Raw genomic sequence first — 25393 nt, forward strand, 5'->3', positions numbered from 1 at the left:
CGTCAACCTCCCGCGTCCGCCAGGAATGCCCGGATGGCGGCGGCGCAGGTCTCGGGGGCGCTCAAAAAGGGTGCGTGTCCCACGCCCGGCAGATGCAGCAGCCGAGCCTGCGGCAGCGCATCCAGCAGGTAGGCCGCCGTCGCCGGCGCCACGAGGCGGTCCAGCCCACCCTGCATGAGCAGGACGGGCAAGTCCAGGGTAGCCAGCGACGCGCGCAGATCCGTGCTGCGCAGGATCTCCAGCGCCTCCCGCAGGCAACGCGGTTCCGGCACGCGCGCCAGCAGCGCCGCCTGCAGGCTGCGCAGATGCTTGCGGGCTTCGCCGTCTTCCAGGGTCTGCAGCGCCAGGAAGCGCTTCAGCGTGGCCGTCGCGTCCTGGAGCAGATCGGCGGCGAACCGTTGAAAGACGGCCGGGGCCATGCCCCAGGGCCAGTCGGGCCCAGCCACGAAACGCGGGGTGGCGCCGACCAGAATCAGCTTGGACAGACGCCGCGGCTGCACATGAGCCAGCGCCAAGCCCACCTGCCCGCCCAGGGACCAGCCCAGGAAGGCGGGCTGCTGCAGATCCAGGGCGGCCAGCGTGGCCAGCAGTCCGTCCACGGCGCTCGCCAGATTGAGCGGCCCGGCACACGGAGTCCGGCCGTGGCCGGGCAGATCCAGGGCAGTCACCCGGAAATCCGGGGCCAGGCTCTCCGCCAACGGGGCAAAGATCGCGCTCTGCATGCCCCAGCCGTGCAGCATGACGAGATCCGGCCCCCGCCCGGACTGCCGCCAAGCCCAAGCCTCAGCCACTGGCCAGTTCTCTTAGAGCCCGCACCAGGCGCTCCACGTCGGTGGCGGTGTGGGCGGCGCTCAGGGTGATGCGCAGGCGGGCCGTGCCCTGCGGCACCGTGGGCGGGCGCACGGCGGGCACGTAGATGCCGCGTGCGCGCAGCGCCTCGCTGAGCGTCACGGCGGCATCCGCCCCGCCGACCAGCAGCGGCTGGATGGGCGTGTCCGAGGGCAGCAGGGTCCAGGGCAGCCCGGCCAAGCCGGCGCGCAGGGCGTGGACATGTTCGCGCAGCCGCTCACGCCGCCACGGCTCGCCGCGCACGCAGTCAAGCGCCGTCAGCGTGGCATGGGCCAGGGCCGGCGGCAGGGCCGTGGTGTAGATGTAGGTGCGGGCGCGCTGCAGCAGGGTATCGACCAGGATGCGGCTGCCGGCCACGAAGGCACCGTACACCCCGAAGGCCTTGCCCAGCGTGCCCATCAGCACCGGCACGGCAGCCTCGTCGAGACCGGCAGCGGCAACGCTGCCTCGCCCGTCGGGCCCCAGCACGCCAAGACCATGGGCATCATCCACTACCAGCCAGGCGCGATGGCGCCGCGCCAGTTCGGTCAGCGCGACCAGCGGGGCCACGTCGCCATCCATGCTGAACACGCCGTCGGTGACGATCAGCCGGCGCCCGCGGGCCGGCGCCGTCTTGAGCAGGTCTTCCAGATGCTGCAGATCCGCATGACGATAGCGCAGCAGCCGGGCCCGCGACAGCAGCGCCGCGTCCACCAGCGAGGCATGGTTGAGGCGGTCGGCGAAGATCGTGTCGCCGCGCCCGGCCAGGGCGCCGATCATGCCCAGATTGGCCAGATAGCCGTTGCCGAAGAGCAGCGCCGCCTCCCGCCCGGCGAAGGCCGCCAGCGCCTCCTCCAGCGCCTGGTGCACGCCGCGGTGCCCGCCCAGCAGATGGGCCGCGCCGCTGCCCACCCCGTCCCGGGCCGCGCCCGCGCACAGCGCTGCCTGCAGGCGGTCATCCCGGGCCAAACCCAGGTAGTCGTTGCTGGAAAAGGACAGCAGCGCAGCTTCGGCGGCCCGCAGGCTGGCGCCGTCGACGGCGTCCATGGGTTGCAGCCGGCGCCGCAGCCGCAACGCCTCCAGCCGCGCCAGCTCGGGCGCGAGGGCGGCATCCAGATCGGTCATGCGCGCCTGCTGCTAGTGCGCAGCCCCGTTGCGTGCCGCCTGCTGCTCGCCGCCGGCCGCCCGCGCCCGGCGCTGGAAGGTATCGCCGCGCACTTCGAGGCCCAGATCCCGGAACATCTGCAGGTCGTCCTCCACTTTGCGCCCGGCGGTGGTCAGATAATCGCCGATCATGACGCCGGAGGCGCCGGCATAGAAGATCATGGCCTGCAGATCACGCAGATGGGTGCGTCCGCCAGCGATGCGGATCTCGGCCCGCGGCAGCAGGTAGCGGAACACGGCGATCATGTGCAGGCACTCCATGGGCTCCATCTTGGGCAGGTGCCCCATGGGCGTGCCGGGCTGCGGATTGAGGAAGTTGAGCGGTACCGACTCCACGTTCAGCGAGCGCAGGGTCATGGCCAGTTCGACGCGCTGATCCAGGCTCTCGCCCATGCCGAGAATGCCGCCGGCGCAGACGCGCAAACCGGCCTGCTGGGCAGCCGCAATGGTGTCGATGTTCTCCTGGTAGCTGTGCGTGGTGCAGACCTGGTCGAAGAAGGACTCGGCGCACTCCAGATTATGGTGGTAATTCTCCAGGCCCATGGACTTGAGCTCCCGGGCCATGTCTTCGTCCAGGGCGCCCAGGGAGGCGCAACGGCCAATGTCGGTGCGCGCCTGCAGGGATTCCAAGTATTCGCGCATCTGCGCCTTTTCTTTCGGCCCGCGCACGCCCCAGCCCTTGGAGACGATGCCGAAGTCGCTGGCACCCAGGCTGCGCAGACGCTCGGCCTGGCTTACCAGCTTATCTTCGGCGATGTAGCCGTAGACGGGCGCCGCGGCCTGCTTGTGATGACCGCTCTGGGAACAGAAGCTGCAATTCTCGCTGCAGTTGCCGGAACGCACGTTGCTGATGCCGCAGACCTCGATCCGGTCACCGCGGAAATGACGGCGGATGCGGTCGGCGCCGGCCATGAGCTGCGGCAGGTAAGCCGGCTCCAGGCGAATGAGCCAGCGGCCTTCGGTCTCGCTGAGATCGCCGCCGGCGAGCACCCGCTCGGTGAGGCCGCTCAGGGCGGTCAGGATGTCCTCTTGCATGCGTTACTCCTGGGAAGAGGTGTTCTGGACGATGTCATGCCATTCGGTGCGCTGGATCTGCAGCAGCGCGACGATTGAGGTCGGCAGCAGCACGACGAAGAGCAGAGCCCACATGGCGACCAGCAGCGCCATCAGGTTGGGATCCAGGCCCAGCAGATGGTGGCCCAGGGTATCCAGGCCCAGGCTGTGCAACAGCCTGTTGATGCCGAGCTTTTCGGTCAGGCCGCCGAAGCCGGCGCCGACGATGAGCAGCACGAAGGCCATGACGGGATAAAAGTTCCGGGCGGCGCGGCGATTGAAGTCCAGCACCCGCGGATCGGGATGATGGCTGTTGACGGCGAAGACCAGCATGGACAGCCCGAACCACAAAATGGCAAAGCCCGGCACCAGCGCGGCGACGATGTTGCCGTAGTGGAACATGCTGGCGGCGCGCTTGGCGGAGGCGGCACTGATTGTTTTGAAGCGTTCTGACGTGGCCATAGTGACTCCTTATAGGCTGGGGCATGGCGATCTGTCAACCGCGGACCGCTGTTCTGGTTAACAACTTCTACACCCTGCATCGCTGCAAGCCGCTGCATGCGGCGGGCCATCGTGCTAGCATGACGGAAAACGAGCAACGAACCGCCATGGCCGCCTTGCTGGACTACCTCTACCCACCGCGCTGCCTGCTCTGCCACGCGCCCGGCGCCCGGCTGTGCCGCGATTGCGCCGACGGCATGCCGCGACTGGCCGCCGCCCGCTGCGTGCAATGCGCGCATCCGCTGGCCGGATCGGCTGCCGGCCGCTGCGGCCGCTGTCAGCGCCACCCGCCGGCCTTCGATTACACGGCGGCGGCTTTTGCCTACGGCGCGCCGCTGGATATTGCGGTCCAGCAGTGGAAATATGCCGGCCGGCTGGCCTGGGCCGCGCCACTGGCGGAAGGTTGGCTGTCCGCCTGGGATGAGCCGCCAGCGCGGCCCGAGGCCTTGATCCCCGTCCCGCTGCACTGGCGCCGCCTGCTGCGGCGCGGCTTCAACCAGGCGGGGCTGCTGGCCCAGCACTGGGGCCGGGCGTGCCGAATCCCGGTGCTGCACCACCAGGCCCGGCGGCGCCGCCACACGCCGCAGCAGGCGCAACTGGCCGTGGCGGAGCGGCGGCAGAACGTCAGCGGGGCCTTCGCCGTCAAGCCGCTGCGCGTCAGGCACGTGGCCATCGTCGATGACGTCATGACCACGGGCAGCACCGCCCATGCCCTGGCCGCGGCACTGCGCCAGGCCGGGGCCGAGCGGGTGGATCTGTGGGTCCTGGCCCGCGCCGTCGACCGCTGACCCGTCATTCGCATCCGTCGACCTCAGGGTAACCCATGTTCGATGTCGTGCTCTACCAGCCGGAGATCCCGCCCAACACGGGCAACGTCATCCGCCTCTGCGCCAACACCGGCGCCCGCCTGCATCTGATCGAGCCGCTCGGCTTCACGCTGGACGACAGCAAGCTGCGCCGGGCGGGCCTGGATTATCATGAATGGGCCGCGCTTCAGACCCATCCGGACTGGCCCGCCTTCCTGCGCCGGGTGGCTCCCCGGCGCCTCTTCGCCCTGAGCACCCGAGGCCGGCAGCACTACCACGAAGTGCGCTTCCAGGCGGGTGACGCCCTCCTCTTCGGCCCGGAAACCCGCGGGTTGCCAGCCGAACTGCTGGACTCGCTGCCGCCCGAACGGCGCCTGCGCCTGCCCATGCGTCCCCACAGCCGCAGCCTCAATCTCTCCAACTCGGTGGCGGTGGTCGTCTACGAGGCGTGGCGGCAACTGGGTTTCGAGGGAGGATGCTAGGGTACCGAGCGACGAACAGCAGCGAAAAACGCCATCGCGCTACTCGCCGCTGTCTTCCCGCTTGGGCTGCCGATGCATCAGCGCCGCCTGGGCAGCGCGCGGGTCCAGTCCTTCATAGAGCACCCGGTAGACCTGTTCGACGATGGGCATGTCGATGCCGCGGCGGTGGGCCAACTGATAGAGGGCGCGGGCGGTGTGCACGCCTTCCGCCTCCATGCGCAGGTCGGCGAGGATGGCGTCCAGGGATTCGCCGCGCCCCAGGCGCATACCGACGGTGCGGTTGCGCGACAGGTCGCCGGTGCAGGTGAGGATCAGGTCGCCGGCGCCCGCCAAGCCCATGAAGGTCTCCTTCTGCCCGCCCAGCGCCTGGCCCAGGCGCAGCAATTCCGCCAGCCCGCGCGTAATCAGGGCGGCCCGGGCATTGTGCCCGTAGCCCAGGCCGTCGGAGATGCCGGCGGCGATGGCCATGACGTTCTTGATGGCCCCGCCCAGACACACGCCCGCCACGTCTTGGCTGGTATAGGCGCGCATGGCATCACCCCGCAGCCAGCCGGCGACCCGCTCGGCGACCTCGAGGTCCGGCGAGGCGACGGTCAGCGCCGTGGGCAGGCCCTGCACCACTTCGGCGGCGAAGGTCGGTCCCGAAACGACCGCCACCGCCGCGCCCGCCGGCAGCTCCTCGGCCGCTACCTCATCCAGCCGCAGGCCGGAACCCTCCTCCAGGCCCTTGCTGGCCCAGGCGACGATGCTGCCCGGACGCAGGTAAGGCAGCGCCTGGCGCAGCACGCCGCGGAAAAAGCGGCTGGGCACGGCCATCAGCAGCGCGTCGCTGCCGTCCAGCGCCGCGGCCAGGTCCGGGTTGGGATGGAGGTTTCCAGGCAAGGGATGCTGCGGGAAGACCGGGGCCAAGGTGCCGCTGGCGGCCATGGCCGCCAGCGGTGCCGGACTGTGGCCCCAGAGCTGCACCGGGCGGCCCATGCGGGCCAGATGCGCCGCCAGGGCCGTGCCCCAGTGGCCGGCCCCCAGCACCGCGATGCGATCACCGGCGGCGGGCTTGGATGCTGGCAGCGCCACGGCCTACTGCGCCGTTGCCTGGGCCTGCTGCTCCGCGCCGGCCTGGAAGAGCGCCTCGAAGTTGATGGGGTTGAGATGCAGCGGCTGGAAGCCGCCCTTGCCGATGAGGTCGGCAATGGCCTCGCGGGCGAAGGGGAAGAGGATGTTGGGGCAGTGCACGCCCAGCAGCACGGGCATGTGCTCATCGGGCACGTTCTGGATGCGGAACAGGCCAGCCTGCTGTACCTCCACCATGAAATAGGCCTTGTCCTCGCCCTTGGCGGTCACGCCCACGGTCAGCACCACCTCGAGGAGACCGTCGAAACCCTCCATGGGCTGGCTCTGGGTGGACAGGCTCACATCCACGGTCGGCACCTCGGTCGCCATGAACACGCTTGGCGCGTTGGGTGCCTCGAAGGAGGCGTCCTTGAGATAGATCTTTTCGATGTTGAAGACGGCTTGCTGCTCTTCCATGCAATGATCCTTTGTGGCGATAAAGGTAGCTGGTTCTTGGGGCCGGAGCCTGACACATCCGCGCGAATTCATCAACCGGCGCGGCCGGACCCGGCCACGCGGGCCTGCCCCCGGATACCGCGGGACTCAGGACGGCATGTGCTGCTCGACCCAGCGGATCAGATCGGCCTTGCCCATGGCGCCGCTCATGCGGGCGACCTCGCGCCCGCCCTGGAACAGCACCAGCGTGGGAATGGAACGGATACCGTATTGGGCGGCCAACTGCTGCTCTGCTTCGGTGTTCAGCTTGGCGAAAACCGCCTGGCCGGCCATGGCTTCGGCGGCCTGGGCGAAATGGGGGGCCATCATCCGGCAAGGGCCGCACCAGGGCGCCCAGAAGTCCACCACCACGGGCAGGTCGTTCTTCTGGACGTGCTTGGCAAAAGTGCCGGCATCCAGCTCCACCGGCTGCTCGTCGAAGAGCGGACCGTGGCATTTGCCGCAGCGGGGCTGGTCGCGCAGCTTCTGCGAAGGCAGGCGGTTGGTCGTATGACAGGAAGGGCAAACCACATGGACATCGGACATAGCGCACTCCTGATCTGGGGTTTTCACTATGCGCAGCAATCCGTGGCGGCTTGGCGCCGCTGCCCTGCCCGCCGGCGGCGAGCCGCCTAGGCGAGGTTGAGCAGGGAGTTCAACTGGCCGCTGCGATCCAGAGCGGCCAGATCGTCATAGCCGCCCACATGGAAATCGCCGATGAAGATCTGCGGCACCGTGCGCCGACCGTTGCTGCGCTCCTGCATGATCACGCGTTCTTCCGGGTCGATGTCCACCCGGATCTTGCGAACCTGCACCCCCTTGCGGCGCAGCAGCGCCTCCGCCATATTGCAGTAGGGGCAGATCGCGGTGGCGTACATCACAACTTGCACCATGCTTTCCTCGACTAATCGCGCTCCAGGGGCAGGCCGGCACTGCGCCAGGCCATGATGCCGCCCTTCAGGTTGTAGATCTTGGCGAAACCGGCCTTCTTCAGCGCCGCGGCGGCGGCTGCCGAGCGCATGCCGCTGCGGCACTGGGTGATGACCGGGCGCTCCTTGAGCTTCTCCAGGCTCGCCATCTGGCTGCCCAACTGGCCCAAGGGCACGTGGCGGGCACCGGGGATATGCCCCTCCGCCCACTCCTTGGGCTCCCGCACATCCAGCACGACCGCGTTCTCGTGGTTGATGAGCTGCGTGGCCTGCAGCGGGTCCACCTCGCCGTAGCCCGACAGGCGCTTGCTGATGGCCCCCTTGCTCAGCATGAAGATCACAAAAACCAGAGCAAGAATCAAATACCAGTTTTGCGCCAGATAATCGAGCACCGCTCACTCCCTTGCTTGAAAACTCACCGGCCGCAGCCGCCCGCGACGGGCACCCCCAGCTTCACGAGGACCCGGTCCAGGGGACAAAGCCGGGTGAAGCCGCTCTGAAAGAGATTCAATCCCACGAAGGCGGTGAAGAAGAGCCAGTCGCTGCTTTGATACAGCGGGCTCCACTCCGCCCCCAGCAGCAGGCTCAGCAGAATGAAGAAACCTGCCACTATACGGACAATTCGTTCCGTTGTCATTGCACACCCTCCAAACCTCAAGGCCGGGCCGCTCAGGCGGCCCGCTGCTCCGAACGCCGCTGCCACAGATAATAGACCAGCGGAATGACGACCAGGGTCAAGGCGGTGGAGGCGAAGGTCCCGAAGATCAGGGACACGGCCAGCCCGCCGAAGACCGGGTCGGTGATCATGATGGCCGAGCCCAGAATGATCGCCAGGGCGGTCAGCAGGATCGGCCGGAAGCGCACCGCACCCGCCTGGATCACCGCCTCCTCCAGGGAATAGCCCCGCGCCCGGTAATCGAGAATGAAGTCGATCAGGAGCAGCGAGTTGCGCACCACGATGCCGGCCAGGGCGATCACGCCGATCATGGAAGTGGCGGTGAAGGCCTGCTGGGTGATCCAGTGGCCCGGAAACACGCCGACCAGTGTCAGCGGAATGGCGCCCATGACGATGATCGGCATCATGAAGGACTTGTAGTAGCCCACCAGCACCAGATAGATGAAGACCAACGCCACGATGAAAGCGCTGCCCAGGTCGCGGAACACGTCCAGGGTCAGGCGCATTTCGCCGCCCCACAGCAGCTTGTAGTGCAGCACGTCGTCGGGCACCGCCTCGTTGAAGCCCAAGTTGCCGGTGCTGAAGCGCACGCCGCTCGCGGGCAGGCGATGCTCGTCCAGCATCTGATCCAGGGACAGCACCGCATAGACCGGACTGGAGCGCAGCAGTTCACCGCTGACGTAGACCACCGGGTGCTGATCCCGATAGTTGATGGGCTTGACCACCTGCGAACGCTCCACCCGCGCGATGGCGCTCAACGGCACCTGCTGACCCATGCGGTTGGTGATGCGCAGGGACAGGATCTGTTCGGGTGTGCTGCGCTCCGCGCGCGGCAACCGCACCTGAATGCTGATCGGCTCGCGCGCGTCGGCCACGTGCAGGGTGCCGATGGAGAAGCCGGTCACATAGTCGTGCAGGAGCTTGGCCACCTGCGCCGGCGCCACCCCGGCCAGGGTGGCCTTTTCCCGGTCCACCAGCACGTGATAGCCCGCCAGGTCGGCCGTCACCGAGTCGTCCACGTTCACCATGCCGTAGATCTGCCGGAAGGCGCGGTTCACGTCCTGGGCGGCCAGGCGCAGCTTGTCGTAGTCGGGACCGTAGAGCTCCGCCAGGATTTGCGCCTGCACCGGCGGTCCGGGCGGCAGCTCGTAGAGCTTGATCCGGGCCTGCGGGAAGGCGCGGCGCACCGGCTCCAGGCGCCGATCCAGATCCAGCACGACGTCGTGCGAGCTGGCCGAACGCTCGTGCTTGTCCACCAGGTTGACGCGGATCTGCGCCAGGTTGCTGCCGCGCTTCATCAGGTCGCCGCGCACCAGCGCCGCGAAATCCACCGGCGCGGCCACGCCCAGGAAGGTCTGGTAGTTGGTCACCAGCGGCAGACGGCCGATGACGTCGCCGACCGCCTGGGCCACTTGGTCGGTGCCGGCCAGGGCCGTGCCCGCGGGCGTGTCCACCTGCACCAGGAAGGTGTTGGTGTCGTCGTTGGGCAGCATCTTCAGCTCGACGCCCAGCGGGCTGAGCGGCCCGTTCATGCCCTGCGGCCGCACGAACTGCCAGGCCGGCTGCAGCATGGCCAGCAGCAGGAGCAGCGCGACGATCAGAAAAAACACGTTGCGCCGGCCGCTGTGGCGGATCAGGGGAGTGAGCACCGCCACGTAGGCCTGATGCAGACGGTCCTTGTGGCCGGCATGTTCCGGGTGCTCGTCTTCCAGGGATGGCTCTTGGGCCAGGTGCCTGCGCGCCTTCTTGCCCAGCCAGCGGTAGGCGGCCCAGGGCACCACCATGTAGGCGATCACCAGCGAGGCGATCATGGCCACCGGCACGTTGAAGGGAATGGGCCGCATGAAGGGTCCCATCATGCCGGTCACGAAGGCCATGGGAATGAAGGCCACGATCACGGCGACGGTGGCGATGTTGGTGGGATTGCCGATCTCGTCGGTGGCCTGCACCAGGGTCTGGTCGAAGGGCTTGGGATCACCGTAGTGGAGATGGCGATGGATGTTCTCGATCACCACGATGGCGGCGTCCACCAGCAAACCCAGGGAGAGGATCAGGGCAAAGAGCGTGATGCGGTTGATGGTCTGCCCGGCGACGAGCCCCACTGCCAGCACCACGAAGAGGATGAGCGGCACGGTCAGGGTCACGATGGCCGCCTCGCGCCAGCCCAGGAAGAGAATCAGGATCAGCACCACCGAGCCGACAGCGATGGCCAGATGCTCCACCAGCGTGTTCACCGCGGCATTGGCCTTTTCGCCGTCGTCGCGGGTCACCACCACGTCCACGCCCTGGGGTATGACGCCGCGCTCCAGCGCGGCCAGCTTGGCGCGCACATCGCGGGTCACCACCACCGCATTGGTGCCGGGCTTCTTGGCCAGGGCGATGGTCACCGCCGCCTGCTCGCCGCGCGTCCGCTTGGCTGCCGCCGGGCCGTAGGCAAAGCGCGAGTAATCCTCCAGCTCCGCCGGACCATCCTCGACGCGTGCCACGTCCTTCAGGTAAATGGGCCGCCCGCGCGGCGCGCCGACGACGATGTCGCCGACCTCGTCGGCATTGCCGAGATAGCCGGTCACCCGCAGGGGGTGATTGCGGTTGCCGCTGACCAGCTCGCCCGCCGGCAGGGTGACGTTGGCCCCCTGCAGCATCTGGTCCACCTGATCCAGGGATAGGCCGTAGGCCGCCAGCTTCTGGGCATCCAGCCAGACGTTGACCGCCCGCTGACGCCCGCCGCTGAGCTGGGTGAAGGACACCCCGGGCACGTTGCGCAACTGCTCCAGCACGCGCGCGCCGATGCTGCGCAGCTCATAATCGCTGAGCTGGCTGGAAGCCAGCGTCACGGTCATGATGGGCACGTCGTCGACGTTGATGGGCTTGACCAGCGGCTGCATGGTGCCGGGCGGCATGCGGTCCATGTTCTGCATCAGCTGGTTGTAGAGCTTGACCAGGCTGTCCTCCTGGTTTTCGCCCACGTCGAACTGCACCGTGACCACGCCCATGTCGTTGGTGGCGTAGCCGAAGGTATGCTTGACCCCCGACTGGGAGTTCATAATGGCCTCCAGCGGCTTGACCACCATATTGGCCACCTCCTCGGCGCTGGAGCCCGGCCGCATGACCATGATGTTGGCCGCCGGCACGACGATCTGCGGGTTGTACTCGCGCGGAGTGACCAGCAGCGCCACCATGCCCACCAGGAAGACCGCCAGCATGATCATGGCCGTGATCTTGGAGCGCAGGAAGGCGCTGGCCAGCTTGCCCGCCAGGTTCAAGCGCGGCGCCTGCTCGTGCCGCTCAGCCATGGCGGGCGGCTCCGATGATCCGGTCTCCGGACTGCAGGGTGGCATTGTTGCTGACCACCACCCGCTCGCCCGGATTCAATCCGGCCTGGATCTCGACGCGGCCGTCCGTTTCGGCGCCGGTGCGCACCATGCGGTAGTGGGCGATGCCCTGGGCATCGACCACGAAGACGCCGGGAATGCCGGCGCGCTCGAGCACGGCGCTCCTGGGCACCTGGATGGCCTCGCGCGTGCCCTGGGCGAAGCCGACCCGGGCGAAGCTGCCGCTGCGCACCCCGCTCACTCCGGGCAAGGCGACCTTGATCGTGTAGCTGTGCGTGGCCGGATCCGCGGCCGGCAGGATGCGCAGCACCGTCCCGGTGACCGGTTCCGCGCGCCCCTCCAGGCGCACCTGCACCGGATCACCCTGCTTCACGGTAGCATAGGTGTCGCCGCTGACCGCCACCTGCACCTGCAGGGCGGCGGGGTTCTCCAGCACCAGGATGGGCCGGCCGGGCGCGGCAAGGTCGCCGGCCACGCCGAGCTTCTGCACCACCACGCCGTCGATGGGCGAGCGCACGTCGGCGTAGCGCAGTTGCGCGCCGGCGGCATTGAGGCCGGCCCGGGCCGCGGCCACCTGGCTCTGGGCCATCTGATATTGGGTCCGGGCCTGCTCGAACTGGGCCTTCGGGATGGATTCGTCCCGGTACAAGGCGCTGTAGCGCTCGTAATTCAGCCGCGCGCCCGCCAGCGCCGCCTCGGCCTGGGCCAGCCCGGCACGCGCCTGGTTGATCTGCGCCTGGACGTCGGCGGGATCGATGCTGAAAAGGAGCTGCCCCTTGCGCACGGCCTCGCCTTCCTGGACCTTGATGTCGCGGATGTAGCCCATCAGCCGGGAGGACACCTGCACCTGCTGATCCGAAATCACCGTGCCGGGCACCTCGGTGCTGATCTGCATCGGGGCGGCGGCCACCGTGACCATCTCGGCCCGCACCGTGGCGCCGGCCGGCTCAGCCTGCCGGCCTTCCTCCTTGCCGCCGCAGGCGCTCAGGGCCAGGGCGGCCGCGCCCAGGGCCAGGAGCATCCAATTCCGTGAACGGGTGTTCGCACGCATTCGTCTTCTTCTCCTTTTCCTGAAATCCCCGCCGGCGCCCCTCAAAGCTGCTCCGGGGACAAGCCGCCCACGGCCAGCCGCAGGGCCGCCCATTGCACGCTCCGGTCATAGCGGGCCTGCACCAGGTCGGCACGGGCCTTGTCCAGCTGGGCCTGATTGGAGAGGACCTCGACCATGGTCGTCACGCCGTTTTCAAAGCGCTTGTTCACCAGCCGCTGCGCCTCCTCCGCCTGGCGCACCGCCAGTTCGCGCGTGGCCACCCGGCGCTCCGCCTCCTGTGCCTTGCGCCAGGCATCGGCCACCCGCAGACGGACGCCGTCCTCCGCCTGCTGCAGGCGCGCCAGCAGCTCGGTGCGCGCCGCCTCCGCCCGCGCCACGCCGGCCCGGCTGCTGCCGGCATCGAAGAGCTGCCAGGACAGCACGCCCGCCACCGTGTAGGACGGCGCGCCCAGGCTCAGGTCGCCGCTGTTCCAGTCCTGACGGGCCATGGCATTGAAATGGGGATAGTAGGCCGCGCGCGCCACCTGCACGCCGGCGCGCGCGCCGTCGAGCTGCTGGCGCAGGGCCAGGATCTGAGGATTGTTGGCCACCGCCTGGCGCTGCAGTTCCGCCAGGCTGCCTTCAGGGGCGGTCAGCGTCGCCGAGGGACCCAGCTCCAGCGGCTGGTCCAGCGGAATGCCCAGCAAGAGATGCAGCTGATCCATGGCGGCGGCCTCGGCATTGCGGGCCTGCTCCAGCTGCACCCGGGTGTCCTCCAGGCGCACCTGCGCGGCCAGAAGTTCGCTGCGCACCACGACCCCGTGCTTGAACAGGTTCTGGGTGGTGTTGACGTAGGCTTGGCCGGCCTCCTCCGCCTGCCGCGCCACGCCGACGTAGGCGCGCGCCGCGTGCACGCCCTCGTAGGCCTGCACCACGTTGTAGGCCAGCTGCTGGCGGGCGGCGACATCGCCGTGCTGGGCGGCGCGCACCTGGGCGCGCGCCTGCTCGATGAAGCCGCGGATCTGGCCGCCGTTGTAGATGGGGATCTGCAGCTCCAGGCGGGTGTTGAGATTGCTGACGCCGCCCGGATGGTTGAGGTTGCGGGGCGCTACGGAAGGATTGGCCGGATTGAATTCCCCCGCCCCGAAGTCGTCGAAGGTGGCGTTGCGCTGGGACAGCTTCAGGCCGAAGGCGTTGAGAGCGTCGTTGGTGTGGGTGCCGGTGACCGAGGCGTTCAGGCTGGGGTAACGCTTGCCCTGGGCCTGGCGCAGCCCGGCTTCGGCCTGCTGGAGCTGAGCCTGGCTGACCCGGATCTCGGGATTCTGCCGCAAGGCCAGTTCAATGCTCTGGCGCAGGTCCAGGGGCTCGGCCTGGGCCGACAGGCCCAGCGGCAGCAGGGCGCTGCCCAGGGCCAGGGCCAGGGCCAAGCACCAGCGTAGGCGCGGGGACACGGCCGCCCGCGCTGTGGCTCCCTCAGTCATAGCAACTCCTCCGCAGCATCGATCCACACAGGTCGCGCGAGGCCAGGGACGGCGCCTCCGAACCTATATTAGATTTTAATAATATTATTATCCAGCTATCAAGCACAAGTTGCTCGCCGCTACAGCCTCCCGCCCCGGCGGCGTCCAGCAGGGAATGGCGCCCCTATCTCTGCTGGCAACTACAAAACACTTCCTGCATCATGGAAATCAGACGTAAGGTGCGGGGGTCGTTAATGCTATAGTAGACCTTGTTGGCGTCCTTGCGGGATTTGAGGATGCCCTTGTCGCGCAGGATGGCCAGGTGCTGGGAGATGTTGCTCTGCGAGGTGCCGACCGCGTCAACAATCTCTTGCACGCTCAACTCTTCCCCCCCTAAAATACACAGCACCTTGAGGCGCAGGGGATGCGCCATCGCCTTCAGGGAACGGGACGCCTGGTCAATGTCTTCTTCGCGCTGCAGCAGTTCTTCCATATATGCTCCGTGCATTAAAATTCCGATGTTATATGCAAAGCGCTCATTTCCAGTCAATATATAAGAATATATAAATTTTTATGGACTGTCAGTTTCCGCATCGCGCCCCCTGGACGCGCCCGGCAACGCCAAGGGGCGCCGCAGCTCCCATCGCCGCTTCCTCCGCGTCCTTTCCGCCCATTACGGCCGCTACGCGGCGTGGCCCCGCCGGCCGCCTGCCCTAACCGTTTCACGCTGGAGATCACATGTCCACCTCGCACCGACCCGTTGTCCTCATCGTCATGGATGGCTGGGGCTACCGGGAAGACCGTCCCGGCAACGCCATTCTCGCCGCCCGCAAGCCGGTCTGGGACCATTTGTGGCAGCACTATCCGCACACCCTCATCCAGGCCTCCGCCGCCGCCGTCGGCTTGCCGGCGGCCCAGATGGGCAACAGCGAGGTCGGCCACCTGAACCTGGGCGCCGGGCGCGTGGTGTACCAGGAGTACACCCGCATCAACCGGGCCATCGAAACCGGCGGCTTTTTCGACAACCCGGTGCTCACCGGCGCCGTGGACAAGGCCAAGGCCGCGGGCCGTGCGGTGCACATTCTCGGCCTGCTGTCGGACGGCGGCGTGCACAGCCATGAGGAGCACATCCACGCCATGCTGGAGCTGGCGATCCGGCGGGGTGCCGAGCGCGTGTACGTGCACGCGTTCCTGGATGGCCGCGACACCGCGCCCAAGAGCGCCGAAATCTACCTGCGCCGGCTGGAAGCCAAGATGGCGGCGCTCGGCGGCGGCAGCATCGCCTCCATGATCGGCCGCTACTACGCCTTGGATCGGGACAATCGCTGGGAGCGGGTGCAGGCCGCCTACGACCTGCTGACCCAGGGGATCGGCCAGCGCGCCGACAGCGCCCTGGCCGGCCTGGAGGCGGCCTATGCCCGCGGCGAGACGGACGAGTTCGTGGGCGCCACCAGCATCCATCCCGCCGGCGGCGAGCCGGTCGTCATCCGCGACGGCGATGCGGTGGTGTTCATGAACTATCGCGCCGATCGCGCCCGCGAACTCACCCAGACCTTCGTCGAGCCCGGTTTCCGAGGCTTTGTGCGCAGCGCCTGGCCGCGGGTGGGCATCTTCGCGTGCCTGACCGAATACCAGGAGGGCCTCGACGCCGCCGTCGCCTATCCGCCGGAGCGGCTGAAAAACGGCTTCGGCGAGTACGTCTCCCAGCTGGGCCTGCACCAGCTGCGCATCGCCGAAACGGAGAAGTACGCGCACGTCACCTTCTTTTTCAACGGCGGCACGGAACAGCCCTTCCCCGGCGAGGACCGGATGCTCATTCCCTCGCCCAAAGTACCCACCTACGACCTGCAGCCGGAGATGAGCGCTCCGTTGCTCACCGACGAACTGGTGGCGCGCATCCGCAGCGGCGCCTATGACGTGATCATCTGCAATTACGCCAATCCGGACATGGTGGGCCACACGGGCAACTTCGAGGCAGCGGTCAAGGCGATCGAGGCCCTGGACGCCTGCCTGGGGCGGGTGATCGAGGCCGCGCAGGCGGTGGGCGGCGAGGTGCTGATCACGGCGGACCACGGCAACGCCGAGCAGATGACCAATGCCGAAACCGGCCAGGCGCACACCGCGCACACCTGCAACCCGGTGCCCTTCGTCTACGTGGGCCGACCGGCCCGAATGGCCGCCACCGGCGCCCTGGAGGACATCAGCCCGACCATGCTCTACCTGCTGGGCTTGCCGATCCCGCCCGAGATGACGGGGCGGCCGCTGGTGGAACTGCTGGAAGCGCATGTCGCTCCGAGCGAAGCGCAGCCGGTCCATGGCGCCACGCCCTGACGAGCGAAGCCTCCGACCTTGAACCGGAAGTTTCCGCATCGCTTGGCTTTGGCATGCCTGCTGGGGCTCCTGGGCCTGCACTTGGCGGTGGCGCACGCCGCCACGCCGGCGTCCAACAAATCCAAGCAGGACAAGAGCGCCGCGCCCCGGCAGCAGCTCGAGCAGATCCGCAAGGAAATGGGTACCCTGCGCCAGGCGGTCACCCGGACGCGGCGCAGCCAGGCAGAAGTGCAGGCGGATCTACAGAAACTCTCCGGCGAGATCGCGGCACGCACCCAGATCCTGCAGCAGACCCAGGCTGAGCGCGAGCGCACGGCCGCCCGGCTGGAGCGGCTGCGCAGTCAGGGACGTCAGCTAGAAGCCAGCCTGGCCGTGCAGAAGCAGCACCTGCGCGGCCAGCTGCGGGCGGCCTACATGCTCGGCCCGGAAAGTCCGCTGCAGCTGTGGCTGAACCAGAAAAATCCCGCCGAATTGGGGCGTACCCTGGAGTACTATCGCCGGCTCAACCAGGCGCGCCTGCAGCGCATCGAAGCTATCGAAGCCACGGCCGGCCAGGTCGCCCGCACCTCGGCGCAGATCCACGACCAGCATCAGCAACTGATGCGTGTGGAAACCCGGATCGCCCAGCAGAAAAAGGAGCTGGAACAGCGCCGCCAGGCGCGCCAACAGGTGGCCGCGGAGCTGCAGGACACCCTCAAGCAGCAACAGCAGCGCCTGGGCCAGCTGCAGGCCAATGCCAAGGCACTGGACCGCCTCCTCGCCCGGCTGGCGGCGGAAGCGGCACGCCGGGCCAAGCTGGAGGCGGAGCGCGCCGCCCGCATCGCCAAGGCGCGGGCGGCAGCGCGCAAGCGCCAGGAACTCGCTCTCAAACGCGCCCGCGAAGAAAATGCCCGTCGGCGCCAAGCCGGCTTGGCGCCCAAGCCGGAACCGGCCGCGCCGACGGCAGCCGCCGAAGCATCGGCACCCGCCTTGCCGAAAATCGTGGGGCGCGGGCAACTTCCTGCCCCCGTCAGTGGTCCAATCAGCGTCCGCTTCGGGACACCTCGGGGACAGGGAGGGATGCCTTGGCAGGGAGTGGTCTTCCAGGCCCCGCCGGGCAGTCCCGTGCAAGCCGTGGCCGCCGGCCGGGTCGTCTATGCCAGCGCCCTGCGCGGCTACGGATTGCTGCTCATCCTGGACCACGGCAACGGTCTGCTCTCCCTCTACAGCCACGTTCAGGGTATGCTGAAAGGCGCCGGCGCTCAGGTGGAGGCGGGCGAGCGAATCGCCGCGGTCGGCCAAAGCGCGGAGCTGGGCCAGCCTGGACTATATTTCGAGATGCGCCAGCACGGCCGGCCCGTGGATCCCTTGCGCTACCTGCGCCTGCGCTGAGGCGAGCGGGGAGCGGACCATCCCGAACCCGCTGCCGGCAGGCCGGGAACAATTTATTATTCAACAGATCGGAGAACTTCTATGCCCATCCGCTTTCCCCGCGCCAGCACCCTGTCCGGGGTAATGCTCGGCGTTGCCATCGGCACCGGCCTGTCCATGGCCTTGGGCGTCTACGCCGACAAAACCAGCCCGGAGACCGACATCCCGCTGGAGGACATCCGCGCCTTCAGCGAAATCTTCGGCAGGATCAAGACCGATTACGTCAAGCCGGTGAACGACAACAAGCTGATGGAAGGCGCCATCAACGGCATGGTGGAGAGCCTCGACCCCCACTCCGCCTATTTGACGCCGGACATGTTCAAGGAAATCCAGATCGTCACCGACGGCAAGTTCGGCGGCCTGGGCATCGAGGTCACGGCCGACCGGGGTTTCGTCCGCGTGGTCGCCCCCATCGATGACACTCCCGCCGCCAAGGCGGGCATCCATGCCGGCGACATCATCGTCAAGATCGACAACACCATGGTCAAGGGCCTGACGCTGCAGCAGGCGGTGGAGAAGATGCGCGGCAAGCCGGGCTCCAAGGTCACGCTGACCGTGCTGCGCGAAGGCCAGAGCAAGCCGATGAGCTTCACCCTGGTGCGCGACGTGATCCGCGTGGAAAGCGTCAAGGCGACCACCCTGGCCCCCGGCTACGGCTATATCCGCATCGCCCAGTTCCAACAGCAGACCGGCCGCGACGTGAAGGATGCGCTGGACAAGCTGCTGCGCGAGAACAACGGCAAGCTCAAGGGCTTGGTGCTGGATCTGCGCAACGACCCCGGCGGCGTACTGAGCAGCGCCGTGGAGGTGGCGGATCTGTTCCTGGACAAGGGCCTGATCGTGTACACCAAGGGCCGGGTCGCCGACAGCGATATGGAATTCAAGGCCACGCCGCCCGAATACATCAAGGACACGCCCATGGTAGTGCTGGTCAATGAAGGCTCCGCATCCGCCTCGGAGATCGTCGCCGGCGCCCTGCAGGATGACAAGCGCGCCGTGATCGCCGGCATGCAGACCTTCGGCAAGGGCTCGGTGCAATCCGTGCTGCCCATGCGCAACGGCGCCGCCCTGAAACTGACCACGGCGCTCTACTACACGCCCAGCGGCCGCTCCATCCAGGCCACCGGCATCGTCCCCGACGTGGAGATCCCGTCCCTGCAGGAAGCCGCCAGCAAGAGCCAACCGGACTTCCTGAAGGAGGCCGACCTGAGCGGCCACCTGGAGAACGGGGACAGCGCCAATGGCGTCAAGAACGACCTGAAAACCGGACCGGTCAAGGTGCAGTCCAAGCTGATGATCAAGCCGGCGCCCTCCGAACTGCCGCCGCCCGAGGCCAAGCAGGACAAGGAGGCGGAAGTCCCGCAGAGCAGCTCGCGGCTGCCCGACCTGAACAAGGACTTCCAGCTGCGACAAGCCCTGAACATGCTCAAGGGCACGGCCACCTACGTGCGCAGCGACGGCAAGCCGGCCTCGGCCCCGGCCGAGCTATCCCTGAACCTGCCCAAGGCCGCCAACCAGTAAGTTCTCGTGACTGGCGGGGAAAGCGCACGCTTCCTCCGCATTGTTATTGGCAGCACGCCTCGGCGTGCCACAGCACAGGAGATTGCGCATGGCAAGCGTACTGGTCCCCCTCGCCGAGGGGTTCGAGGAACTGGAAGCCGTCTCCATCATCGACATCCTGCGCCGCGGTGAGGTGGAGGTAGTCAGCGCGGGATTGCGGGAGGGACCGGTGCGCGGCGCGCGCGGCACCGTGATCCTGCCGGACAGCACCCTGGATGCCGTCATGGAGCGGGATTTCGACCTCATCGCACTGCCAGGCGGCCAGCCGGGCACCCGTAACCTACACGCCGACCCGCGCGTCAAGATGCTGCTGGCCCGTTTCCGCGACCAGGGCCGATTCACCGCCGCCATCTGCGCCGCCCCCTCCATTTTTGCCGACTACGGCCTGCTGGCCGGCAAGCGCGCCACCAGCTTCCCTGGCAGCATCGATCCACAGCGCGGCGACTTCCAGTACAGCGAGGAAAGCGTGGTGGTGGACGGCAACGTGATCACCTCACGCGGCCCGGGCACCGCCATGGACTTTGCCCTGACCCTGGTGGAATTGCTCCAGGGTCCGGCCCGACGCACGGCGGTGGAGCAAGGACTGATGCGCCCCACACGCAGCTGAAGATGCACCTGTCCCGATTTGTCAAAATTTTGTTAAAGATAATCTAGCCCCCTTTCTTCCTCTTCGGCCGCTTGGCTAAGCTACGCGGGCCCGTTGCCACCGGAATGGAGGAAGAAAGATGTCCGCAACACGGTCCCGCCGGCTGTGGATCTGCATGGCAGCGGTGGTGCTCGCTTGCTGCCAGGTTCCTGCCACCCGGGCGGCTGCCAGCCCGATTCCCGCCGTCAACCCCGGCCCGGAGCCATCCGCCGCCCCTGCGGCAGAGCTCAGCGCGCCCCTCACCCTGGAAGCCGCCGACCGCCTGTTCCTCGCCCGCAACCGCGAGCTCATCAGCGCGCGCCTGCAAGTGCGCAACGCCGAGGCCGGGCGGGTAATCGCCGGACAGCGGCCCAATCCGGTCCTCTCGGTCAACTCCGCTTATTTCAGCCCCGCCGACCCGAGCCAGACGAACGGCCTCGGCAACCGGCTGGACGCCAGCTTGGACACCACCTTCCGCATCGACCAGCTGATCGAACGCGGCAACAAGCGCGGCCTGCGCCTGGCCGTGGCGGAAAAGGGCCTGCAGGCGGCCCGCCACGATCTGGACAACACCTTGCGCAGTCTGCGCCTGCAGTTGGCCCAGGCCTATTATGACCTGGCGCTCGCCGAAGAGCGGGAGCACATCACCAGCACCAATGCGGCGCTGTATCGCAAGAGCGTGGAAGCCATGCGCCTGCGGCTGCGCGCGGGCGACATCGCGCCCACCGAGCTGGCGCGCATGCAGGTGGAGGCGGAGAAAGCCGCGCTCGAGGCCCGCCAGGCGGCGGCCGAGCGGCGCCATGCCCAACTGGGACTGGGTCTCTTCCTCGGCCTGGAAGACCAAGCCGAGCAACTGCGCACGGCCGCGCCGGACCTGCCGCTCCAGCCCGGGCAGCCCGGCTCGCAGCCGAACCTGGCCGAGCTCCTGGAACGGCGGCCGGACGTGCGCGCGGCACGGGTGCGCCTGACCCAGGCCGAGGATGCGCAGCAGCTGGCGGCCTCCCTGCGCAAGACGGACGTGGTCGTCGGGGTGCAATACGAACGCCAGCCCCCCGGCAACGCCGTCTCCCGCAACAGCATCGGCCTGGGCGTCAGCTTCCCCTGGCAGCTGCGCTACCGCTACCAGGGCGAAATCGCCCAGGCCGAAGTGGCCCGCCAGCAGGCGGCCACGGAGCTGGCCCGCACCCGTGCCGACGCCCTGGCCGAGCTGCAAGGCGCGTGGACGGACCTGCGCACGGCCACCGAACGCATGCAGCGCTACCAAGGCGACCTCATCCCCCGCGCCCGCCAAGCCGCCCAGGCCGCCGAATTCGCCTATCAGCATGGTGCCAGCGGGCTGCTGGATCTGCTGGATGCCCGGCGCACGCTGCACGGTCTCCTGCTGGATGCCGCCGCAACCCGGGCCGATTACGCAAAAGCCCAGGCCGCTTGGCAGGCGGCCACCACCCAGGACGCCACGCCATGAACCCACGTCTTTCCCTGCTCCTGTCCGTCCTGTTGCTGGCCGGCAGCCCGCCGTTGCCGGCCGTCGCCCAGGACGCGGGCGTGCTGCGCTACGCGCCCAATGCGCCGCAGCTCGCCGCTCTGCACATCGAGGCCGTGCAGCTCCAGCCGCGCCCCCTCAGCGCGCCCCTCAACGGCCGCATCGCCTATGACGAGGACCGCACCAGCCGCATCAGCGCGCCGGTCGCGGGCCGCGTGACCCGGATCGCCGCCAAGCCGGGCGACCGCGTGCGCCGCGGCCAACCCCTCCTGTGGATGGACTCGCCGGATCTGGGCAGCGCCATGGCGGATGCCGACAGGGCGGCCGCGGAGCTGAACCAGGCCCAGGCCGCCCACCGCCGCGCGCAGATGCTCTACAGCGGGCAGGTGCTGGCGCGCAAGGATCTGGAGCTGGCTCGAACCGATCTGCGCAAGGCGGAAGCGGAAGCGCAGCGGGCCCGGATGCGCTTGCGCAACCTGCTGCCGGATGGCGGCAGCCCCCATGGCGAGAGCTATCCGCTGCGCTCGCCGGTCAGCGGCATCGTCACCGACCGCCAGGTCAATCCGGGCATGGAGATCCGCCCGGATCTGCCCAATCCGCTCTTCGTCATCACCGATCCCACCCATGTCTGGGCCATCGTGGATCTGGCCGAGCAGGACCTGGCCAAGGTGCACGTGGGCCAGCCCGCGGCAATCAGCGTGGACGCCTACCCGGGGGAGAATTTCGTCGGCCGGATCAGCTACGTGGCCGACGTGGTCGATCCCGGTACGCGGCGGGTGCGGGCCCGGGTGGAGCTGGACAATCCAGACCGCCGCCTGAAGCCGGACATGTTTGCCCGCATCACCCCGCTGGCTGGCCAGGGCCAGCTCGCGCTGCTGGTGCCCAACGGCGCCCTGGTCACCGAGGGCCGGCGCGTATCGGTGTTCGTGGAAGTCCGTCCCGGCGAATTGCGCAAGCGCCCGGTTCGCCTGGGCCTGCAGACACGCGACTTCAGCGTGGTGGAAAGCGGCCTGCGCCCGGGCGAGCGCGTGGTGAGCAGCGGCGCCCTGCTGCTGAACGCCGACCTGCAGGGCGGCTAGGCCATGCTGGAAAGGCTCATCACCTTTGCGCTCAAGCAGCGCGTGCTGATCCTGGGTGCCGCCCTGGTGCTGGTCATCTGGGGCATCATCGCCGTCAAGAACCTGCCCATCCAGGCCTTTCCCGACGTCCAGGACGTGCAGGTGCAGGTCGTCACCCAGGTGCCCGGCCAGGCGCCGCCGGAGGTGGAGCGCAGCGTCACCATGCCCATCGAGAGGGAGATGAACGGCATTCCCGGCCTGGCGCAGGTGCGCTCGGTGTCCATCACCGGCCTGTCCGTGGTCACCCTGACCTTTGCCGACCGCACCGACGACTACTTCGCCCGCCAGCAGGTGCTGGAAAAGCTGGCCAACGTCACCCTGCCGCCCGGCGTACAGCCCACTCTCGCCCCGCTGACCACGGCGGTGGGCGAGATCTACCGCTACGTGCTGGAAGCCCCCCGGGACATGCCGCTGACGGAAGTGCGCGCACTGCAGGACTGGGTGGTGCGGCCGGCCCTGCGCAGCACGCCCGGCGTGGCCGACGTGGTCAGCTTCGGCGGCGCGATCAAGGAGTACCAGGTCCGCGCCGATCCCTATCGGCTGCGCAAGTACAACCTGACCCTGGCGCAGCTGTCCCAGGCGCTGGCCAGCAACAGCGTGAATACGGGCGGCGGCTTCATCCGCCGCGGCGACGAGGCCCTGGTGGTGCGCAGCGTCGGCCTCTTCACCAACGTGGACGACATCGGCCGCGTGGTGGTCGCCAGCGCCAACGGCGCACCCGTCTATGTCAGCGACGTGGCCGACGTGGAGATCGGCCCGCGCACCCGCTCGGGCTACGTGGACTACAACCGGCAGAGCGACGTGGTGGAAGGCATCGTGCAGATGGTCAAGGGCCGCAACCCGGCCGTCGTCATTGCCGACCTGAAGACCCGGATCGACGGCCTCAACGCCCATGGCCTGCCGCCCGGCGTGCGGCTCAAGCCGGTCTACGACCGCACCCAGCTGATCGGCCATACCGTGCACACGGTCACTGAGAACCTGCTGACCGGCGCCTTCCTGGTGGTGGTGATCCTGGTCATCTTTCTGCGCAATCTGAAAGCCGCGCTCATCGTTGCCAGCATCATCCCCCTCTCGCTGCTCTTCGCCTTCATCGGCATGGATCTCAAGGGCGTGTCCGCCAACCTGATCTCCCTGGGCGCGGTGGACTTCGGCATCCTGGTGGACAGCGCCGTGGTGCTGGTGGAGGCCTTCATGGTGCGCTTGGCGCTGGCCGCCGTGGATCAGCACCCTTCCCACGACTCCGTCGGCTGGCGCTGGCACACGCTGAAAAGCACCGCCGTGGAGGTCGGCCGGCCCGTGCTCTTCGCCAAGGCCATCATCATCTCCGCCTTCCTGCCCATCTTCACCTTTCAGCGCGTGGAAGGAAAAATCTTCTCCCCCATGGCCCTGACCCTCAGCTTCGCCATTCTGGGAGCGATCCTCATCACTTTGACCCTGATCCCGGTCCTGCTCAGCTTCACCCTGCGCAACAACCGCATGGCGGAACGGCACAGCCGCTGGATGCACGCCCTGCAGGTCCGTTACCGCGACCTGCTCGCCTTCGCCTTCCGCTGGCGCAAGACGGTGGTGGGCCTGTCCGTGCTGCTCCTGGCCGCCAGCCTGCTGCTGGCGCCGCGGCTCGGCAGCGAGTTCCTGCCCAAGCTGGACGAAGGCAACATCTGGCTGACCCTCACCCTGCCGCCCTCCACCGCCCTGGACAAGACCAAGGAGGTGGAAGAACGGATCCGCGCCATCCTGCTCAGCTATCCGGAAGTCAGCAGCGTCATCGCCCACATGGGCCGCCCGGACGACGGCACCGACCCCAAAGGGCCCAACAACATGGAGATCATGGCCAACCTGGCGCCGCGCGAGCACTGGCGCTTCTCCGGCAAGGAGGCCCTCATCCGCGACATGGAGCGGCGCATGGAGAGCATTCCCGGCGTGCACACCAACTTTTCCCAGGTGATCGAGGACAACGTGGAAGAGGCGCTGAGCGGCGTCAAGGGCGAGATCGCCATCAAGATCTTCGGCCCCGACCTGGAAGTGCTGGAAGAAAAGGCCGAGGAAGTCGCCCGCGTGGTCAGCGGCATCCCGGGCGCGGTGGACGTAGCCGCCATCAAGGTCGGCGGCCTGGCGCAGCTCAACATCGAATTGAACCGCGACCGGCTGGCCCGCTACGGGCTCAACGCCAGCGACGTGGCCGACGTCGTGCAGACCGCGCTGGCCGGCCGTGCGGTGAACGCCTTCTACGACGGCGAACGCCGCTTCGACGTCGCCTTGCGGCTGGACAAGCCCTACCGGGACAGCGTGGAAACCATCGGTGAGCTCATGCTCAACGTGCCCGGCAGCAACGTCCAGGTGCCCTTGAGCGCCTTGGCCGACATCAGCGTCCGCGAGGGCGCCGCCCGCATCAGCCGCGAGGGCGGCGGGCGCAACGTGGCGGTCAAGGCCAACCTGCTCGGGCGCGACCAGGGCGGCTTCGTCGCCGAGGCCATGCGCAAGGTGAAGCGGGAGGTGAAGCTGCCCCCCGGCTATCGCATGACCTGGGGCGGCCAGTTCGAAAACCAGCAACGCGCCATGAAGCGGCTGGAAGTGATCGTCCCGGTCAGCGTCCTGCTCATCTTCATCCTGCTCTTCTGGGTGTTCCAGTCGGTCAAGAATGCCTTCCTGATCCTGCTCATGATCCCCTTCTCCCTGATCGGCGGATTGGCCGGCCTCGGACTGGCCGGCCTGCACCTGTCCGTATCCGCGGCGGTGGGCTTCATCGCCCTGGCGGGCATCTCGGTGCAGAACGGCGTGATCATGGTGGAGCAGATCAAGGAATTCCTGCGCGAGGGCCAGGACAGCATGTCCGCCATCCTTGGCGGCGCTGCCCGCCGCCTGCGCCCGGTGCTGATGACCGCTCTGATGGCCGGCCTCGGCCTGTTGCCGGCGGCGCTGTCCCACGGCATCGGCTCCGAGACCCAGCGGCCTTTCGCGGTGGTGATCGTCGGCGGGCTGGTGTCGGCCACGGCGCTGACCCTGCTGCTCCTGCCCATTCTCTTCCCCTACTTCAGCGACGAGAGCGGCGCGGGCGAATAA

The 25393-nt window shown here is 68.1% G+C and carries 23 protein-coding genes; 9 read left to right on the forward strand and 14 right to left on the reverse strand.

The genetic code is table 11. The features are described from left to right. Positions 1 to 2 precede the first annotated feature (2 nt). From bioH to G579_RS0100920, 4 genes are read right to left on the reverse strand one after another with little or no spacing between them, the layout of a single operon-like run. Positions 3 to 791, reverse strand: coding sequence for a pimeloyl-ACP methyl ester esterase BioH (bioH, locus tag G579_RS0100905; RefSeq protein WP_028988688.1), 789 nt, complete (start codon positions 789 to 791; stop codon positions 3 to 5). Further along, positions 784 to 1953 (reverse strand): 8-amino-7-oxononanoate synthase, encoded by a 1170-nt coding sequence (gene bioF, locus G579_RS0100910; RefSeq protein ID WP_028988689.1) that lies wholly within the window; start codon positions 1951 to 1953, stop codon positions 784 to 786. The genes bioH and bioF overlap by 8 nt, the downstream gene beginning before the upstream one ends. Before the next feature lie 12 nt (positions 1954 to 1965). Then, positions 1966 to 3027, reverse strand: coding sequence for a biotin synthase BioB (gene bioB / locus G579_RS15065; RefSeq protein WP_051180666.1), 1062 nt, complete (start codon positions 3025 to 3027; stop codon positions 1966 to 1968). A gap of 3 nt (positions 3028 to 3030) precedes the next feature. Continuing rightward, complete coding sequence (locus G579_RS0100920; protein ID WP_028988690.1) at positions 3031 to 3507, reverse strand: hypothetical protein; 477 nt, start codon at positions 3505 to 3507, stop codon at positions 3031 to 3033. A gap of 146 nt (positions 3508 to 3653) precedes the next feature. Between G579_RS0100920 and G579_RS15070 the strand changes: the two genes are divergently transcribed. Both G579_RS15070 and trmL read left to right on the forward strand, forming a co-directional pair. Further along, positions 3654 to 4334, forward strand: a complete 681-nt coding sequence (locus G579_RS15070; protein ID WP_038017389.1) for a ComF family protein — start codon at positions 3654 to 3656, stop codon at positions 4332 to 4334. A gap of 35 nt (positions 4335 to 4369) precedes the next feature. Further along, positions 4370 to 4834 (forward strand): tRNA (uridine(34)/cytosine(34)/5-carboxymethylaminomethyluridine(34)-2'-O)-methyltransferase TrmL, encoded by a 465-nt coding sequence (gene trmL / locus G579_RS0100930; RefSeq protein ID WP_028988691.1) that lies wholly within the window; start codon positions 4370 to 4372, stop codon positions 4832 to 4834. Positions 4835 to 4873: 39 nt separating this feature from the next. Here trmL and G579_RS0100935 read toward each other — a convergent pair whose 3' ends face one another. The 10 genes from G579_RS0100935 to G579_RS0100980 all read right to left on the reverse strand — a co-directional run bounded on the left by G579_RS0100935 (position 4874) and on the right by G579_RS0100980 (position 14299). Next, positions 4874 to 5902 carry an NAD(P)H-dependent glycerol-3-phosphate dehydrogenase gene (locus G579_RS0100935; protein ID WP_051180699.1) on the reverse strand — a complete coding sequence of 343 codons (1029 nt, stop codon included), beginning with the start codon at positions 5900 to 5902 and terminating at the stop codon, positions 4874 to 4876. Positions 5903 to 5911: 9 nt separating this feature from the next. Next, complete coding sequence (gene secB, locus G579_RS0100940) at positions 5912 to 6361, reverse strand: protein-export chaperone SecB (protein WP_028988693.1); 450 nt, start codon at positions 6359 to 6361, stop codon at positions 5912 to 5914. A 126-nt stretch (positions 6362 to 6487) separates the two neighbouring features. Then, a complete protein-coding gene (trxC, locus tag G579_RS0100945) occupies positions 6488 to 6925 on the reverse strand; it encodes a thioredoxin TrxC (RefSeq protein WP_028988694.1) in 438 nt (145 codons plus the stop codon). 86 nt (positions 6926 to 7011) lie between these two features. After that, positions 7012 to 7272, reverse strand: a complete 261-nt coding sequence (gene grxC / locus G579_RS0100950; RefSeq protein WP_028988695.1) for a glutaredoxin 3 — start codon at positions 7270 to 7272, stop codon at positions 7012 to 7014. Between the two features lie 11 nt (positions 7273 to 7283). Beyond that, a complete protein-coding gene (locus G579_RS0100955) occupies positions 7284 to 7700 on the reverse strand; it encodes a rhodanese-like domain-containing protein (RefSeq protein WP_028988696.1) in 417 nt (138 codons plus the stop codon). 23 nt (positions 7701 to 7723) lie between these two features. Then, entirely contained in the window at positions 7724 to 7945 is a 222-nt protein-coding gene (locus G579_RS0100960) for a YgaP family membrane protein (RefSeq protein WP_028988697.1), read from the reverse strand. Positions 7946 to 7977: 32 nt separating this feature from the next. Further along, on the reverse strand, positions 7978 to 11277 hold the full coding sequence (locus G579_RS0100965) for an efflux RND transporter permease subunit (protein WP_028988698.1): 3300 nt from the start codon (positions 11275 to 11277) through the stop codon (positions 7978 to 7980). After that, positions 11270 to 12367, reverse strand: coding sequence for an efflux RND transporter periplasmic adaptor subunit (locus tag G579_RS0100970; protein WP_028988699.1), 1098 nt, complete (start codon positions 12365 to 12367; stop codon positions 11270 to 11272). The genes G579_RS0100965 and G579_RS0100970 overlap by 8 nt, the downstream gene beginning before the upstream one ends. Before the next feature lie 41 nt (positions 12368 to 12408). Beyond that, positions 12409 to 13827, reverse strand: a complete 1419-nt coding sequence (locus G579_RS0100975) for a TolC family protein (RefSeq protein WP_051180668.1) — start codon at positions 13825 to 13827, stop codon at positions 12409 to 12411. Between the two features lie 163 nt (positions 13828 to 13990). Then, entirely contained in the window at positions 13991 to 14299 is a 309-nt protein-coding gene (locus tag G579_RS0100980; RefSeq protein WP_028988701.1) for an ArsR/SmtB family transcription factor, read from the reverse strand. A gap of 245 nt (positions 14300 to 14544) precedes the next feature. Between G579_RS0100980 and gpmI the strand changes: the two genes are divergently transcribed. The 7 genes from gpmI to G579_RS0101015 all read left to right on the forward strand — a co-directional run bounded on the left by gpmI (position 14545) and on the right by G579_RS0101015 (position 25393). Further along, positions 14545 to 16137 (forward strand): 2,3-bisphosphoglycerate-independent phosphoglycerate mutase, encoded by a 1593-nt coding sequence (gene gpmI, locus G579_RS15075; protein ID WP_051180669.1) that lies wholly within the window; start codon positions 14545 to 14547, stop codon positions 16135 to 16137. Positions 16138 to 16179: 42 nt separating this feature from the next. After that, on the forward strand, positions 16180 to 17508 hold the full coding sequence (locus G579_RS0100990) for a murein hydrolase activator EnvC family protein (RefSeq protein ID WP_051180670.1): 1329 nt from the start codon (positions 16180 to 16182) through the stop codon (positions 17506 to 17508). A gap of 81 nt (positions 17509 to 17589) precedes the next feature. Then, a complete protein-coding gene (locus tag G579_RS0100995; protein ID WP_028988703.1) occupies positions 17590 to 19068 on the forward strand; it encodes a S41 family peptidase in 1479 nt (492 codons plus the stop codon). An 88-nt stretch (positions 19069 to 19156) separates the two neighbouring features. Beyond that, positions 19157 to 19714: a DJ-1 family glyoxalase III gene (locus tag G579_RS0101000; RefSeq protein WP_028988704.1), complete on the forward strand. Its 558-nt coding sequence runs from the start codon at positions 19157 to 19159 to the stop codon at positions 19712 to 19714. Between the two features lie 118 nt (positions 19715 to 19832). Continuing rightward, positions 19833 to 21197 (forward strand): TolC family protein, encoded by a 1365-nt coding sequence (locus G579_RS0101005; protein ID WP_081662484.1) that lies wholly within the window; start codon positions 19833 to 19835, stop codon positions 21195 to 21197. Continuing rightward, entirely contained in the window at positions 21194 to 22294 is a 1101-nt protein-coding gene (locus G579_RS0101010) for an efflux RND transporter periplasmic adaptor subunit (protein ID WP_028988706.1), read from the forward strand. The genes G579_RS0101005 and G579_RS0101010 overlap by 4 nt, the downstream gene beginning before the upstream one ends. 3 nt (positions 22295 to 22297) lie before the next feature. Further along, positions 22298 to 25393, forward strand: a complete 3096-nt coding sequence (locus G579_RS0101015) for an efflux RND transporter permease subunit (protein ID WP_028988707.1) — start codon at positions 22298 to 22300, stop codon at positions 25391 to 25393.

The organism is Thermithiobacillus tepidarius DSM 3134 (assembly GCF_000423825.1).
Lineage (GTDB): Bacteria > Pseudomonadota > Gammaproteobacteria > Acidithiobacillales > Thermithiobacillaceae > Thermithiobacillus > Thermithiobacillus tepidarius.